This window comes from Lysobacter sp. K5869, from assembly GCF_018847975.1.
Lineage (GTDB): Bacteria > Pseudomonadota > Gammaproteobacteria > Xanthomonadales > Xanthomonadaceae > Lysobacter.
Genome location: NZ_CP072597.1, coordinates 2,621,739 through 2,637,749, shown reverse-complemented (window position 1 = coordinate 2,637,749; position 16,011 = coordinate 2,621,739). Strand labels below are relative to the sequence as shown.

Here is a 16,011-nt window from a genome sequence, read left to right as displayed (position 1 = left end):
CGGACCGCACCTCGAACCAAGTCGAAACAACGAACTAAATGTGCGTTTTCGGGTCGAAATTAGCTGTGCTCGCGCAGAAGGCGCGTGAAATTCTGCTGCGACCTAGATCGCAAATAGACGTCAAAACCACATAAAAAGAGCGTGTTTTGGAAATTCAATTCAGCCCGTTCAGCGAAACCGACCGCTCACGCCCGCTCACGGCGCCTCATCGGGCGCTCCGCGCGGGCTGAGATGCCCGTCGGCCAAGCCCTATACTTTCCGTTTTCTCGATCCGGCCACTCCATGCCCTCCAGCGCTACGACCTTGTCCGTCCCCGACCTGGCGAACATCCAATCCCTGGCCCGCGACGACATGGGAGCGGTCGACGCCCTGATCCGCCGCCGCCTGGCTTCGGACGTGGTGCTGATCAATCAGGTGGCCGAGTACATCGTCGGCGCCGGCGGCAAGCGCCTGCGGCCGATGCTGTTGCTGCTGGCGGCCGGCGCGCTCGGCCATCGCGGCCCGCAGGCGCACCAGTTGGCCGCGGTCATCGAATTCATCCACACCGCGACCTTGCTGCACGACGACGTGGTCGACGAGTCCGACCTGCGCCGCGGCCGCAAGACCGCCAACGCGGTGTGGGGCAACGCCGCCAGCGTGCTGGTCGGCGACTTCCTGTACTCGCGCAGCTTCCAGTTGATGGTCGAGCTCGACCGGCTGGAGGTGATGAAGATCCTCGCCGACACCACCAACCGCATCGCCGAGGGCGAGGTGCTGCAGCTGCTGCACGTGCGCAATCCCGACACCGACGAGCCGGCCTACCTGCGCGTGATCGAGCGCAAGACCGCGGTGCTGTTCGCCGCCGCCACCCGCTTGGGCGCGTTGCTCGCGGGCAGCGACAGCGCCGTGCAGCAGCGCCTGCACGATTACGGCATGGCGCTGGGCTATGCCTTTCAGATCGCCGACGACGTGCTCGATTACGCCTCCGACGCGCAGACCCTGGGCAAGAACCTCGGCGACGATCTGGCCGAGGGCAAGGCGACGCTGCCGCTGATCCACGCCATCGCCCACAGCGACGAAGCCGTGCGCGCGCGGCTGCGCGCGGCGGTGGAACACGGCGACAGCGACGCGATGCCGGAAGTGTTGGCGGCGATCCACGCGACCGGCGGTCTGGCGTACAGCCGTCGGCGCGCGCAGGACTACGCCGACGCGGCCGAGGCGGCGTTGGACGGGTTGGAGGACAACGAATACGTAGCGGCGCTGCGCGGGTTGGCGCGGTATGCGGTGAGCCGCGATCACTGAGGTTTTTCGGCGCGGGCAGCGCCGGGAACATCGGGGCCGGGACGTTTTCCGCGAGGTTGCGGGAAAGGTTCCGGCCCCGATGCGTTTTGGCCCCACCTCGCCGCGAATGGCCGCTGTAGGAGCGGCGTGAGCCGCGACCGCGGCAATGCAACGACGACGAAACGTTCGCGGTGGTTGCGTTGTCGCGGTCGCGGCTTGCGCCGCTCCTACAGGTAGATTGCGGACTTACGTTCGTTGACGCGACATCGCGCCTGGGCGAGGGGCCAAACGCTCGGTGAAACCTCCACGGTGGCTGCGTCGTCGCGCAGGTTCCGGCCCCGATTCGTTTCAGCTCCGCGTCGCCGCGGTTGCCCTCTGTAGGAGCGGCGCGAGCCGCGACCGCGACAATACGACTACGGCGAAACGTTCGCGTTAGCTGCGTTGTCGCGGTCGCGGCTTACGCCGCTCCTACAGGTGGATCGCACGCATCCACCTTCAACAGGGCTCTAACCCAAGCGCCCGCCGCGCGCCTCAATCGCGCGCGCCGAACCGCTCGACGAAGAACGCCCGCATCGCCGCGAACGAGCGCTTGGACGCGCGCGCGTCGTAGCGGCAGTTGTCCTCCGGCGGGTTGTTGGCGTTCTCCGATTCGGCGAAGCAATGCCGCGCGCCGCTGTAGTTCACCAGCTGCCAGTCGGCGCCGGCGTCGTCCATTTCCTTCTCGAACGCGAGCACGTCCTCGTTCGGCACCGATTTGTCGGCGGCGCCGTTGAGCACCAGCACCGGCGCGTTGACCTTGACCCCGTTGCCGGGCAGATGCGCCTTGAGCCCGCCGTGGAAGCTGACCACGCCGGCGAGGTTGGCGCCGGTGCGCGCCAGTTCCAGCACGCTGGAGCCGCCGAAGCAGAAGCCCAGCGCGCCGATGCGCGAAGCGTCCAGCGGCGCGGTCTTGTCCTGCGCCTTCAACGCCGCCACCGCGGCGCTGGCGCGCTGCCGCATCGTCACGCCGCCGTCGGCGTAGACCTTGCCGACCGCGGCCTTGGCTTCGTCCTTGTTCTTCGGCCGAACGTTCTTGCCGTACATGTCGGCGACCAGCACCACATAGTCGTCGCCGGCGATCTCGCCGGCGCGCTTGATCGCGTTGTCGGTCACGCCCATCCAGTTGGGCACCATCACCAGCCCGGGGCGCTTGATCGCGTTGACGTCGTCGTAGACCAATACGCCGCTGAAGCTGTCGTCGCCGACTTTCCACTCCACCGGCTTGGTCTTGATCGCGGCGAAGGCGGGCGAGGCGCATAGGGCGAGCAGCAGGACGGCGGAGGTACGGCGCATGGCGAAGACTCCGGGTTGGGCGGTCGGCGCAGAGTAGCGCGGCTCGGGCAAACCGGTGTGACGGTTCAACGCTGCGTTGCCGCAAAGGCTACCTGTAGGAGCGGCGCGAGCCGCGACCGCGACAGCGCAACTGCGCCGAAACCTTCGCGGACGTTGCGCTGTCGCGGTCGCGGCTCGCGCCGCTCCTACAGGGAGCTGCCTGTCAGGCGATGCCGATGCCGGCGATCGCGCTGATCGTATCCGGATCGAACCCCGCCAACTCGGCGAAATGCCGGCCGCGCGCGACGTAATCGCGATACGCGCCGAAGCTCGGCGCGCCCGGCGACAGCAGCACCACGCCGCCTTGCGCGCCGAGCGCGGCGCGGGCCTGCTGCATGGCGTCGGCGAGGTCGCGGGCCGCGCTCAGGGCGAAGCCGCCCTCGCCCGCTGCCGCTGCGAGCAGCGCGTGGATGCGCGGGCCATTTTCGCCCATCGTGACGATAGCGAGCGGCGCGCGCGTGCGCATGGCGTCGGCGAAGCCTTGCCAGTCGATGCCGCGATCATGGCCGCCGACGAGCAGCGCGATGCGGCGGCCGGCGTAGCACTCCAACGCCGCCAGCGTCGCGTGCGGCGTGGTGCTGATCGAATCGTTGACGTAAGCGATGCCGTCGCGTTCGCCGATGGGCTGCAAGCGGTTCGGCAGCGGGCGGAAGCTGGCCGCGGCCGGCGCCAGCGGCGCGGCGTCCAGGCCGAGCGCTTCGATCGCGGTCAGCACCGCGCACAGGTTGCCGCGGTTGTGTCGGCCCGGCAGCGGCAGCGAGGCGGTGTCCATGACTTCGCGTTCGCCGCGCCACAGCGCGTCGCCGCGCAGATGCCAGCCGGCTTCGTCGCCGAACCAGCGGATCTCGCTGTCGGGCAAGCGCAGCGCCGACAACACCGGATCGGCCGCGTTGAGCACGGCGATGCGCGGCCGGCCTTCGGTCAGCAGCCGCAGTTTGTCTTCGACGTAACGCGCCTGCGAGCCGTGCCAGTCCAGATGTTCGGGAAAGAGGTTGAGCGCCACGGCCACGTCGGGTCGCGCGCCGCTCAGGCCGACATCGCCGGTCTGGTAGCTCGACAGCTCGACCGCCCAGAACTCAGGCGGTTGCGGCCCTTCCAGCGCGTCCAAGATTTCCAGCAGCGGCAGGCCGATGTTGCCGGCCAGCGCGGTGCGGTGGCCGCCGGCGCGCAGCAGATGCGCCAGCAGCGACGTCGTGGTGCTCTTGCCCTTGGTGCCGGTGACGCACACCACACGGCCGCCGGCTTGCGACGCGGCGTGTTCGCCGAACCACAGCGCGGTGCCGCCGATGAAGCGCGCGCCCTGCTCCGCCGCTGCCAGCGCCTCGGCGCGGTATGGGCTGATCCCGGGCGATTTGACGATCCACTCGAACGCGCCCAAGCGCTCGGCGCTGGCTTGGGTTTCCACCGACAAACGCGGGTCGCGCAAGCCGCGCGCATCGGCGGCCTCATCGACCGAACAGAACAGCGTCAATTCCAGTTGCGGCAAACGCGAGCGGATCGCGCGGTAGGCGGCGCGGCCTTCGCGGCCCCAGCCCCACAGCGCGACGCGCTGGCCGTCAAACCGCGAAATACGCACGCAGACGCTCCCACAGCGCGGCCGGCACGCGGTGCTCGCCTTCCAGCGCCAGCAACGGCTCGATGCGCAGCTCCTCGCCGGCCAGCTGCGGACGGATCTCGCGGGCGAAGCGTTCGACCAGCGCGTCCTCGCGCCACTCCGCACGCTCGGCCAGCGCCGCCATCGCCGCGCGCGATTCGCGGCCTTCGCCGACGCATTCGAACGGTTTGTGGTTGCGGTACTCCAGCAGCGCGTCGAAGCCGTCGGTCTGGGCCGGATCGTCGAGCAGGTTGCGGCCGAAGATCGACACCAACCGCGGCTTGGTCATGAACGGCGCCAGCGCCAGGAACACGAAGTGGCATTTCGGGCACACGCCGCACCAACGGCTCGCCGGACGCTCGCCGAGGATGTGGAAATTGCGGTTGCAGCTGCTGAAATGCGCGTCGTAACGGTCGCCGCGCGCGAACTGCCGCGCCACCGCCAGTTCGCTCAACGGCCGCAGCAACGAGTAGTAACGCAGATCCGCGGCCACGTGCTTCTGCAAGTAATCGCCGAACGCGCGCTCGCAATCCCAGCCCTTCGACCACTGGTGGTTCACCTCGCCGGTGCCTTCGATCACGCTGCCGTAGCTGGCCGAGCGCTCGTTGGAGAACACCACTTGGTCCACGCCGCGCAGCAGCGCGGCCAGGGCCATGATCGCCGAGTTCACCACGGTCACCGGGATGTGGCCGTTGTAGGCGCCCTGGCGGTTGTATTCGAACAACTGCGGCGCCAGCGCGCGGCCGAGATTGAGCGTGGGCAGGCCGGTGCGCTGGGCGCAGGCGGCGATCAGCTGCGAGCCGCCGATCCAGGTCACGGTCTGTTCGACGCCGAGCGCGCGCAATGCTTCGATGCTGACCAGCGAGTCCTTGCCGCCGCCGATGGCGACCAGCGCGTGCTCGCGCAGGCCGAGCGAGGGCGCGGCCGGATCGGCCGGCGCCTGCACGGGGAAGCGGATCTTGCCGTGCAGGTTCAAGCCGTTGCGGTAGGCAAATTCGCCCAGGCCGTTGACGTAGACCAGCTCCAGCAGCGCGGCGGTGTCGGCGTCGATGGCGTAGGAATCGATGCGGATCTCGTCCGGCACCGCGGCCTTGTAATAGCTGACGCCGGCGATCAGATGCAGCAGGCGCAGCGCGCGTTCGACCGCTTCGCCGCGCGCCGCGTCCAGCGCGAACGGCGCGCCGGGCACGGTCACGGTTTCGATCAGCTCCGGGCCGTCGTCGAAGGCGTAGACCAGTTCGGCCACGCCGGTCGCGGCGTTCAGGCCGCAACGCACGAAACGGAAGGCGCGCACGGCGTCGCGTTGGAATTGATCGCTCACAGGTTCACTCTCGAAATCGAAACGGTCGCGCGCGGCGGGCGTTTGAGCGCCGCGAAGTTCGGGGCGGCGCTCATCCGAGCACCTCCTCGACCGGCAGCGCGCGCAGGTTGTAGGTGTTGGCCATCGCCATGCCGTAAGCGCCGGCGTCGGCGACCAGGATCACGTCGCCCTCCTCGGTCGCCTTCGGCAGCAGCCGCGCGCGGCCGAGCACGTCGCTGCTCTCGCACACCGGGCCGACCACGTCGAACGCGGCGGTGTCGGCGTCGTCGAAGCGGCTGAGGTTGTGGATGCCGTGATACGCCTCGTACATGGCCGGACGCATCAGCGCGTTCATGCCCGCGTCGCAGCCGATCCGGCGCACGCCGTCCTTCTCGATCACCTGCGTCGCCGACAGCAGCAGCACGCCGCTTTCGGCGACCAGGTAGCGGCCCGGCTCGATGATCAGGCCGTAGCGCGGATACGCGGCCTTGATCTCGTCCAGACCCGCGCGCCACAGGTCGAGGTCGAAGACGCGCGCTTCGGGCGTGTAGGCGACCGGCAAGCCGCCGCCGATGTCGATGGTCTCGATGGTGCCGACGCTATCGGCGAGCCCGGCCAGGCTGGCGTAGACGCCGCGCCAGTGCTGCGGATCGTCGATGCCGCTGCCCAGGTGCGCGTGCAGGCCGCTGATGCGGATGCCGAGCTTGCGCGCTTCCTCGACGAAGGCGTCGAAGCGCGCCAGCGGCAGGCCGAACTTGGCGGCGACGCCGCCGGTGCGGACTTTCTCGTGATGGCCTTCGCCGTGGCCGAGGTCCAGGCGCAGCCACAGGGTGCGGCCGCGGAAGGTCTCGGGCCAGCGCTTGAGCGCTTCGACGTTGTCGAGGGTGACGATCACGCCGCGCGCGAGCGCGGCTTCGTACTCGTGGCGCGGGGCGAAGCTCGGGGTGAACAGCACGCGCTCGGGCGCCATGTGCGGCAGCGCCTGGAACACGCGCTCGATCTCGGCCAGCGACACGCACTCCAGGCCGAAGCCCTCGCCGACTATGGCGCGCAGCACGGCCGGGTGCGAGTTGGCCTTCATCGCGTAGAAGCAGCGGTCGACCGCGGCGGTGCCGATCAGCGCGCGGGCGCGTTCGCGCACCGTGGCCAGATCGTAGACGTAGCGCGGCGTGCCGGCCGCGGCCATCGCCAGCAGGCGCGAACGCTGCGCCTGCCACCACGGCGCGGCGCGCTGCGGCTTGCCTTCGGAGATCTCGCGCCAGCTCGGGCCGAACACGCTGTCGTCGCGCACCGGCATGGCGCCGCCGCGGATCAGCTCGTGGTGCAGATGCGGCAGCAAGCCGTCGGCGTCGGCCTCGTCGATGACGAAGGTCAGGTTGAGATCGTTGGACGACTGCGAGATCAGGTGCACGCGCTCGCGGCCGAACGCGGCCCAGATGTCGGACAAGCGGTGCAGCAGCGAACGCATGCCGCGGCCGACCAGGGTGATCGCCGCGCACGGCGCGATCACCTTGACCCGGCACACCTCGGCCAGATCGGCCGACAGCGCTTCGAGCACGTTGCTGTTGACCAGGTTCTCGCTCGGGTCCAGCGACACGGTGACGTTGGTTTCCGACGAACCGATCAAGTCGATCGAGAGCCCATGGCGCTTGAACCGCTCGAACACGTCGGCCAGGAAGCCGACCTGCTGCCACATGCCGATGCTTTCCATCGACACCAGCACGATGCCGTTGCGGCGGCTGATCGCCTTGACGCCCGGCACGGTCGCGGCGCTGGCGTCGATGCGGGTGCCCGGCAGGTCGAAGCGTTCGGTGTCGAGGATCGCCATCGGCACGCCGGCGTCGCGGCACGGCGCGATCGAGCGCGGGTGCAGCACCTTGGCGCCGGTGGTGGCGATTTCCTGCGCTTCGGCGTAATCCAGCCGCGCCAGCAGGCGGGCGTCGGGCACTTCGCGCGGGTTGGCGCTGAACATGCCGGGCACGTCGGTCCAGATTTCCACGCGCTGCGCCTTCAGCAGCGCGCCGAAGTACGCGGCCGAGGTGTCGGAGCCGCCGCGGCCGAGGATCGCCGTGCCGCCGTCGCCGTGGCGGGCGATGAAGCCTTGGGTGATCAGCATCTGCGTGGGCTGCGCGCTGAAGCGTTCGACGAAGCCCGGCTCGGCCTGATGCCGGCAGTTCACCGACAAGCGCTGCGCCCACTCGCTGGCGTTGGGCAGCGACACCGCGTCGAGCCACTCGCGCGCGTCGCACCAACCGAAGTCGAGGCCCTGCGAGCGCAGGTACGCCGCGCCGAGGGTCGAGGACAACAGTTCGCCCTGGCCCAGCACTTCGGCCTGCCACTCCAGCGCGCGCGCCGCGGCGCGCGGATCGGTTTCCAGCGCAACCAGTTTCGCCAGGCGTTCGCCGAGCACCGCGTCGGGGTCGAGGCCGAGTTCGGCGCAGAAGCCGCGGTGGCGCTCGACCAAGCCGGCGAAGCGCGCGGCGATGCCGCCGTCCTCGCCGACCGGCGCGTAGGCGATAGCCTGCAGTTCGTTGGTGACGCCCGACAGCGCGGAGACCACCACCAGCACGCGGCGGCCGTCTTCGCGCAGACGTTTTCCAGCCAGACGTCCGATCGTGTCCCAACGGTTGCGGCGAGATACCGAAGTACCGCCGAACTTGAGCACCACCCAGCCTGTCTGTTGCGTCTCCACGAATTCCTCGATTGCTGATTCCACTTGAGAGGGCCCGGCATGCGGCCGGGGCAGATCGATCCGCCCGCGGCGCCGATGAACGGACGCGGCGGGATTCCACACTTGCGGGTCTTGCGTGCCTAGAATTGCGTGCTTCGAGCAGGCGGCCGATCCGCGCGGAACCGGCGCCGGCCCGCAAGCCGGACACGAACCGCCGATTCTAGTCCAACCCGACCGCCGCCGAACGCCCGGCCCGCAAGTCTTTCGCCAACCTGTCGAAATCCCCTCGATCCGCCCTCTCCCGCCCCCTGGCCCCGCCCTTGTACGCCACCTGCACGGGCCTTACGGAACGCCCCTGGAAATGACGCAACGCCGCTATCTGCAACTGGACGTATTCGCCGACCGCCCCGGCGCCGGCAACCCGCTGGCCGTGGTGCTCGACGCCGAAGGCCTCGACGATGCCGCCATGCAGGCCATCGCCCGCTGGACCCGGCTGCCGGAGACCACCTTCGTGTTCCCGCCGACCCAGCCCGGCGCCAGCTACCGCATCCGCATGTTCAGCCCGCGCCGCGAGGTGCCCTTCGCCGGCCATCCCAGCGTCGGCACCGCTTGCGTGGTGCTGGAAGCCGGCCTCGCCGCGCCGGTGGACGGCGTGCTGGTGCAGGAAGGCGTGGCCGGCTTGCTGCCGCTGGCGGTGTCCGGCGACGGCGACGCGCGCACGATCGCGGTGCGCACGCCGCGCGCGCGCGTGGTCGAAACCGCCGACGCCGCCGATCCGCGCCTGAGCGCGGCTTTGCGCGATCTGCCCTTGGGCGCGCTGCCGCCGGCGCTGATGGACGGCGGCCGCCGCTGGTGGCTGGCGCAGTTGCGCGACGAAGCCGCGCTGCGCGCCGCCCAGCCCGATTGGGCGGCGATCGGCCGGCTCGCCGAAAGCACCGAAACCATGGGCCTGTGCGCGTTCGCGCGCGCCGATGCCGGCCAAGATTACGATCTGGTCGTGCGCGCCTTCGTCGGCGCGCCGGCGCAGTTCGAGGACGCGGCGTCCGGCGCGGCCAACGCCACGCTCGCCGCGTGGCTCAAGCACAACGACACGCTGCCGGGGCGCGACGGCCGCTACACCGTCAGCCAGGGCCGCGAAGTCGGCTTCGATGCGCGCTTGCAGTTGCGCGTGGACGCGGACGGCGAGGTGTGGTCCGGCGGCCGGGTCAGCAACGTGGTGCGCGGACACATCGACTGGCGTTGAGGCGAGGCGGCCGCGGCCGCCTCGTTTCGTTTCATCGGGCCGCGGCGCGACGCGGCGGCCTCGCTTCGTTTCGCCGGGCCACTGCACGACGCGGCGGCCCGGGTTCGCGACGGCGACGCGGCCCTACCGCGGCGGCGTCACGACGCTCGCGCCCAGGCCGCTGCGCTTCGAACGCGACGCTACGGCCGCGGCGCCTGAAGCCAAGATCCGGCAGCGCCGCCGGAAACGCGCCAGAATCGGCGCAGTCCCCGGCCAAACCGCTGCCATGCCCGATTCGCCCCCCCTGCCCGCCGATCCCTGGTTGCGCGACCTCTCGCCCGAAGTCGTCGCGCACCTGCAGGCCATGTCGGTGCGCCGGCGCCTGCGCGACGGCGAGCTGCTGTACGCGCGCGGCGACGCGGCCGAGGGTTTGTACGGCGTGGTGTCCGGCCGCATCCGCCTGAGCGTGCCGACCGCGAGCGGACGCGAGATGCTGATCGTGCAGTTCGAACCCGGCAGTTGGTTCGGCGAAGTGTCGATGTTCGACGGCCAGCCGCGCCCGCAGGACGCGCGCGCCGCCGGCGACAGCGACATCTTGTTGCTGCCGCGCGCACGGTTCCTGGCGCTGCTGGAGCAACACCCCGAGTTGTACCGCGGCTTCACCCGGCTGCTGTGCCGCAAGCTGCGCACCGCGCTGGAATACGTCGAAGACGCGCTCACCCTGCCGCTGGCCGCGCGCCTGGGCAAGCGCCTGCTGGAGCTGGCGCGGGTGTACGGCGTGGAGCGCGAGCACGGCCGGCTGATCGATCTGCCGCTGCCGCAGGACGATCTGGCCAACATGCTCGGCGCGACCCGGCAGAGCGTGAGCAAGCAGCTCAAGGCCTGGGAGCAACGCGGCTGGATCGCACTGCGCTACCGGCATGTGGTGGTGCGCGACGAGGGTGCGTTGCAGCGCGCGGTGGCGCGCTGGTCGCAAGGCGCGACGGAGTGAGCGCGGCGGCTCTTGTCGCCGCCCGAGCCCAACGCGAAACCGGACGCCCCCTGTAGGAGCGGCGCGAGCCGCGACCGCGACAACGCAACCACCGCGAAAATTCCGGCGTAGTTGCGTTGTCGCGGTCGCGGCTCACGCCGCTCCTACAAGTCGGGCCTCGCGGCCGCCGGCTCGCGCCGGCGGCCGCGCGGACCTCAGAAGCGCGCGTCGATGGTCAGGAACACCTGCCGCGGCGCGTTGGCGTGGAAGGCGTAGGTCTTGCCCTGCGGGTCCGAAGCGCTGAACGCGGTCAGGTTGCTCGCGGTGCGCTTGTCGGTGAAGTTGCTGGCGTTGAGCGAGACCGACCACTGGCGCAGCGGGCCCATCGCATCGAAGGTGTAGCGCAGCGCGGCGTCGAAGGTGGTGTAGCCGCCGAAGCCGTTGTCGTTGAGATACGTGTAGTAGCGCTTGCCGGTGTACTTGCCGCTGACGCTGGCCAGCCACGGGCCGCGGCTGTAGCTGACTTCGCTGGAGAACATGGTGTCGGGCACGTCGACCACGCGCTTGCCGCTGGTCGGCACGACCTTGCCGCCGTCGATGTAGTTGTCCTCGTAGGTCGACTTGTTCCACGACAGCGCGTTGTACCACTGCAGGCCGTCGATCGGCTTCCAGATGAAGACCAGCTCGCTGCCGTAGCTGTCGACCGAACCGACGTTGAAGAACTTGGTGATGCACTCCGGACGCGTGCCGGCTTCGATGCTCGAACACGGGTTGAGCGAGAGCAGGCGGTTGTCGAAGCGCACCTTGTAGACGCTCAGCGAGGCCTGATAGGTCTCGCCGACCTGACGGTAGCCGGCTTCCAGGGTCTTGGATTCTTCCGGCTTCAGATCGGCCTTCTGCGCGTCGAACGCGGCCTGATTGATCGCCAGCGGGCCGCCCGCGCCGCCGCCGACGAAGGCGGCGACGTTCTCGGTGTAGGCGGCGAACACTTCGCGGCCTTCGCCGAGCTTGTAGCCCACGCCGAGCTGCGGCAGGAAGTGGTCCTTGGTTTCCAGGCGGCCGCTGGCGTTGGGCACTTCCATCATCTTCGACGGCACCTGGGTCGCGCGCATGTCGACCTGGGTGCTCTTGGCGCCGACGTCCACGGTCAGGCGGCCGTCGAGCAGGCTCATGGTGTCCTGCAAATAGGCCTGGCGGGTGGTGATGCGGTATTTCTGGAAGAACAGGCGACGGTCGGGATCGTTGAGGAAGCGGTCGTCGTTGACCGGGCCGTCGATGAAATAGAAGTTGCGCTGCACGTCGTGGTGGTTGCTCTCGTACCAGACGCCGCCCTGGAGGCGGTGGATGCCGACGTCCCAGTTCAACGAGGCCATCGCGCCGTAGCGGTTGATGCCGTAGTTGGTGCTGCGGATCGAGATCGGAATCTCCTTGGCGGTGTTCGGGTACGACCAGTTGCCCGGCGACCACCAATGGCCCTGGCCGCGGTCGTCGTGGTAGTAGGTCTGCGCGTTCAGGCGCAGGCCTTCGCCGAGGTTGAACTCGCCGGCCAGCGCGGCCAGATGGTCGGTGCGCAGCGCGCGGCTGGCGTAGTAGGCGTCGTCGATGGTCGCCGCCGGCGATTCGAACTTGCAGCGGCGGTCGCCGGCCTTGTTCGCCGGCCACGGCTTGGGCGCGCAGTACGCGGCGTTGAGCGCGCGCTGCCAATCCGGCTTGTACAGGTTCCAGTCCCAATCCGCGCCGCGCGCGAGCAGCGCCTTGGACAGATAGGCGTAGTTGGCCTGGCTGGTTTCGGCGCTGGACAGGAACGCGCTGATGCGGTTGCCGTCGCCGAAGGTGTAGAGCGCCTTGACGTTGACCTGGTTCTGATCCTGGTTGTCGTGCGGGCGCGACCACATGTCGGCGCTGAGCAGCGAGCCGGACAGATACATCGAGAAGCCGCCGTGCTCGCCGGTGTCCAGGCGCGCGTAGGTGCGGCGAGTGCTGTCGCTACCAAAGGTTTGAGCCACGCGCAGGCCGAACTCGGCTTCCGGATCGGCCGAGAAATACTGCAAGGTGCCGCCGAGGTTGCTGGTGGAGGCGGTGCCGAGCGAGCCGATGCCCGCGGCCAGTTCGGCGCCGGCGAGGTTTTCGCCGATCAGCGCGCGGCTGATGCCCAGGCCGTTGTAGTTGCCGTAGCTGTTGTCGCCGAGCGGAATGCCGTCGAGGGTGTAGCCGAGCAGGCGCTGGTTGAAGCCGCGCAGGCTGATGGTCTGCGATTCCTCGTTGGCGCCGTAGGCGTCGTTGGACTGCACCGAGATGCCGGGCAGCTTGTTGAGGATCTTCTGCGGGCTGGTGCCGGCCACGGTCTTCTCGATGTCGGCCAGCTTGACCCGCTGCACCTGCCGGGTTTCGCCCAGGCCGATCACCGAGACCGCGTCGAGCGTGGTGGCGTCGCGGGATTCGCCGGCGGCGTCGGCGGTGGCGGCCGCGTCGTCGGCGGCGTAAGCGGGCGCGGCGGTCAGCGCGGCGGCGATGGCCAGCGCGAGCGCGGCGTGGGCGTTGGGGTGCTTCATCGAAAACTCTCCGGGGGCGCAGGGCAAAAATCCGCGCAAGCATGGGCAACGCAGATGACGCGCTGATGGCGACGCCGCCCGCGCGCCGCGCCCGCCCCGGCCTAAGACCAATTGGCTAACCCGCCCGGACCGCTCCGAACCCCTCGTTTTGCGGCATGAATCCGCGGTTTCGCGGCATCGCGGCGTGCCCGCCGCGATGCCTAACCCTAAGGTGTTATTGGCCCTCCCCGCCCCGCCGCCCACCATCGGCGCCGGGTGTGGGGACGCCCCGCTGCGCTGCCGCGAACGCGTTCGACGCACCGACGCCCGACGCTCCCCCCACGATCTTCGCGATAGGAGTCGATGTGAGCGCCATTACTTCCGCCCAGGCCCCGGCCGCGGCCCCGAGCATGCCCCCGGGCCAACGCCTGAAATCGATCTTCTCCGGCTCGGTCGGCAATCTGGTCGAGTACTACGATTGGTACGTCTACAGCGCGTTCTCGCTCTACTTCGCCCATATCTTCTTCCCCTCCGGCGACCGCATCTCGCAAGCGCTCAACGCCGGCGCGATCTTCGCCGTGGGCTTCCTGATGCGCCCGCTCGGCGGCTGGGTGTTCGGCCGCTACGCCGACCGCCACGGCCGCCGCGCCGCGCTGATGCGCTCGGTGCTGCTGATGTGCGCCGGCTCGCTGATCATCACCTTCACTCCCGGCTACGAAACCATCGGCGTGCTCGCGCCGGTGCTGCTGGTGCTGGCGCGGCTGATGCAGGGCCTGAGCGTCGGCGGCGAATACGGCAGCTCGGCCACCTATCTGAGCGAGATGTCCTCGCGCGAGAACCGCGGCTTCTGGTCGAGCTTCCTCTACGTCACCCTGATCATGGGCCAGCTGCTCGCGCTGCTGGTGCTGATCGTGCTGCAGCAGTTCGTGCTCAGCGAAGAGCAGCTCAAGTCCTGGGGCTGGCGCATCCCTTTCGCGATCGGCGCGATCGCCGCGATCACCGCGCTGTACCTGCGCCGCAACATGCAGGAAACCGAATCCTTCGCCAAGCTCAAGTCCGGCGATGCGCCGGCGCGCCGCGAAGGTTCGCTGCGCACGCTGATGCAGCATCCGCGCGCGGTGCTGACCGTGGTCGGCCTGACCATGGGCGGCACGCTGGCGTTCTACACCTACACCAACTACATGCTGAAGTTCCTCACCATCAGCACCGGCTTCGACAAGGAAACCGCCTCGCTCATCAACGCCGGCACCTTGTTCGTCTACATGCTGCTGCAACCGCTGGTGGGCGCGCTGTCCGACCGCATCGGCCGGCGCCCGATCCTGATCGCCTTCGGCGTGCTCGGCACGATCCTGACCGTGCCGGTGATGCATTGGATCCGCGGCGCGCAAACGCCGATGGAAGCGTTCTGGCTGATCATGATCCTGCTCGCCGCGGTCAGCGGCTACACCGCGATCAACGCGGTGGTGAAGGCGGAACTGTTCCCGGTCGAGATCCGCGCGCTCGGCGTCGGCCTGCCCTACGCGCTCACCGTCGCCCTGTTCGGCGGCACCGCCGAGCCGGTGGCGCTGTGGTTCAAGAAGATCGGCCTGGAAACCGGCTTCTTCTGGTACGTCAGCGCCTGCATTTTGTGCTCGCTGCTGGTTTACGCGCTGATGCCCGACACGCGCAAGCACTCGACCATCGACCGCGACTGAGCGCTCGCTCCCCGCCCCTTCTCCCTCACTCTTGGCCCGACGCCCACCATGAAAAAATCCGGCTCGCACTTCTATCTCTGGGTGGTCGGCGCCATCGTCCTCGGCGGCCTGATCGGGCATTTCTTCCCCGAATTCGGGGTCAAGCTCAAACCGCTGGGCGACGGCTTCATCGCGCTGATCAAGATGCTGATCGGCCCGATCATCTTCCTGACCGTGGTGCTCGGCATCGCCGGCGTCGCCGACGTCAAGAAAGTCGGGCGCGTGGGCGTCAAGGCGATCCTGTATTTCGAAGTGGTCTCCACCATCGCCTTGCTGATCGGCTTGCTGGTGGTCAACACGCTCAAGCCCGGCGTCGGCTTCAACGCCGATCCGGCCAAGCTCGACCCGGCGCTGGTGGCCAAGGCCACCGACTACGCGCACAAGGCCGAGCAGCAGAGCACGGTCGACTTCCTGCTGCACATCATCCCCAAGACCTTCACCGACGCCTTCACCGGCGACGGCAGCCTGCTGCAGGTGCTGCTGCTCGCGGTGCTGTTCGGTTTCTCGCTGCTGCACATGGGCAAGACCGGCGAGAAGGTGATGGATTTGCTCGAACCGCTGTCGAAGGTGTTCTTCGGCATCATGAGCATGATCATGAAGCTCGCGCCAATCGGCGCCGGCGCGGCGATGGCCTTCACCATCGGCGAATTCGGCGTCGGCGCGCTCGGCCCGCTGATGAAGCTGATGGGCAGCTTCTACCTGACCTGCGCGCTGTTCGTGCTGATCGTGCTGGGCCTGATCGCGCGCTTCACCGGCTTCAGCATCATCCGTTTCATCCGCTACATCCGCGACGAACTGCTGCTGGTGCTGGGCACCTCGTCGTCGGAATCGGCGCTGGTGCCGCTGATGCGCAAGCTCGAACGGCTGGGCTGCTCCAAGCCGGTGGTGGGCCTGGTCGTGCCGAGCGGTTATTCGTTCAACCTCGACGGCACCAACATCTACCTGACCATGGCGGCGATCTTCGTCGCCCAGGCGCTGGGCGTGGAGCTCACCCTCACCCAGGAAATCACCTTGCTGGCGGTGGCGATGCTGACCTCGAAGGGCGCCTCGGGCGTCACCGGCGCGGGCTTCATCACCTTGGCGGCGACCTTGCACGTGGTGCCGGCGGTGCCGGTCGCGGGCCTCGCGCTGATCCTCGGCATCGACCGTTTCATGAGCGAGGCGCGCGCGCTGACCAACATCATCGGCAACGGCGTGGCCACCGTGGTGGTGGCGCGCTGGGAGAACGAACTCGATCGCGACAAGCTCAACCGCGAGCTGCTCAATCCGCCGAGCGCGACCGATCTCGATGCCGACCTGCCGTCGGATCACCACGCTCCGCTGGCCGACAAGGCCTGATCCGCATCGCTTGAAACGCCG

At 69.0% G+C, this 16,011-nt stretch carries 10 protein-coding genes; 5 read left to right on the top strand and 5 right to left on the bottom strand.

The genetic code is table 11. From position 1 onward, the window contains the following. Window positions 1–282 precede the first annotated feature (282 nt). Window positions 283–1,281, top strand: coding sequence for a polyprenyl synthetase family protein (locus tag J5226_RS11350; protein ID WP_215839982.1), 999 nt, complete (start codon window positions 283–285; stop codon window positions 1,279–1,281). A 510-nt stretch (window positions 1,282–1,791) separates the two neighbouring features. Here J5226_RS11350 and J5226_RS11345 read toward each other — a convergent pair. The 4 genes from J5226_RS11345 to J5226_RS11330 form a co-directional block, all read right to left on the bottom strand. Beyond that, window positions 1,792–2,592, bottom strand: coding sequence for a dienelactone hydrolase family protein (locus J5226_RS11345; protein ID WP_215839981.1), 801 nt, complete (start codon window positions 2,590–2,592; stop codon window positions 1,792–1,794). A gap of 202 nt (window positions 2,593–2,794) precedes the next feature. Beyond that, window positions 2,795–4,207 carry a UDP-N-acetylmuramoyl-L-alanine--D-glutamate ligase gene (murD, locus tag J5226_RS11340; protein WP_215839980.1) on the bottom strand — a complete coding sequence of 471 codons (1,413 nt, stop codon included), beginning with the start codon at window positions 4,205–4,207 and terminating at the stop codon, window positions 2,795–2,797. Further along, entirely contained in the window at window positions 4,188–5,546 is a 1,359-nt protein-coding gene (gene murL, locus J5226_RS11335) for a UDP-N-acetyl-alpha-D-muramoyl-L-alanyl-L-glutamate epimerase (protein WP_255323059.1), read from the bottom strand. The genes murD and murL overlap by 20 nt, the downstream gene beginning before the upstream one ends. Window positions 5,547–5,616: 70 nt before the next feature. Continuing rightward, window positions 5,617–8,217: a bifunctional aspartate kinase/diaminopimelate decarboxylase gene (locus tag J5226_RS11330; protein ID WP_215839979.1), complete on the bottom strand. Its 2,601-nt coding sequence runs from the start codon at window positions 8,215–8,217 to the stop codon at window positions 5,617–5,619. A 340-nt stretch (window positions 8,218–8,557) separates the two neighbouring features. Here J5226_RS11330 and J5226_RS11325 point away from each other — a divergent pair, with 340 nt between their 5' ends. Beyond that, complete coding sequence (locus J5226_RS11325; RefSeq protein ID WP_215839978.1) at window positions 8,558–9,439, top strand: PhzF family phenazine biosynthesis protein; 882 nt, start codon at window positions 8,558–8,560, stop codon at window positions 9,437–9,439. Between the two features lie 265 nt (window positions 9,440–9,704). After that, window positions 9,705–10,409 (top strand): Crp/Fnr family transcriptional regulator, encoded by a 705-nt coding sequence (locus tag J5226_RS11320; RefSeq protein WP_215839977.1) that lies wholly within the window; start codon window positions 9,705–9,707, stop codon window positions 10,407–10,409. Between the two features lie 194 nt (window positions 10,410–10,603). Here J5226_RS11320 and J5226_RS11315 read toward each other — a convergent pair whose 3' ends face one another. Continuing rightward, the gene (locus tag J5226_RS11315; protein ID WP_215839976.1) at window positions 10,604–12,940 is read right to left on the bottom strand and encodes a TonB-dependent receptor; all 2,337 of its coding nucleotides are present in this window, start codon (window positions 12,938–12,940) and stop codon (window positions 10,604–10,606) included. A 344-nt stretch (window positions 12,941–13,284) separates the two neighbouring features. Here J5226_RS11315 and J5226_RS11310 point away from each other — a divergent pair, with 344 nt between their 5' ends. After that, the gene (locus J5226_RS11310) at window positions 13,285–14,613 is read left to right on the top strand and encodes an MFS transporter (RefSeq protein ID WP_255323058.1); all 1,329 of its coding nucleotides are present in this window, start codon (window positions 13,285–13,287) and stop codon (window positions 14,611–14,613) included. Window positions 14,614–14,661: 48 nt separating this feature from the next. After that, window positions 14,662–15,990 carry a dicarboxylate/amino acid:cation symporter gene (locus J5226_RS11305; RefSeq protein ID WP_215839975.1) on the top strand — a complete coding sequence of 443 codons (1,329 nt, stop codon included), beginning with the start codon at window positions 14,662–14,664 and terminating at the stop codon, window positions 15,988–15,990. The last annotated feature ends 21 nt before the right edge of the window (window positions 15,991–16,011 follow it).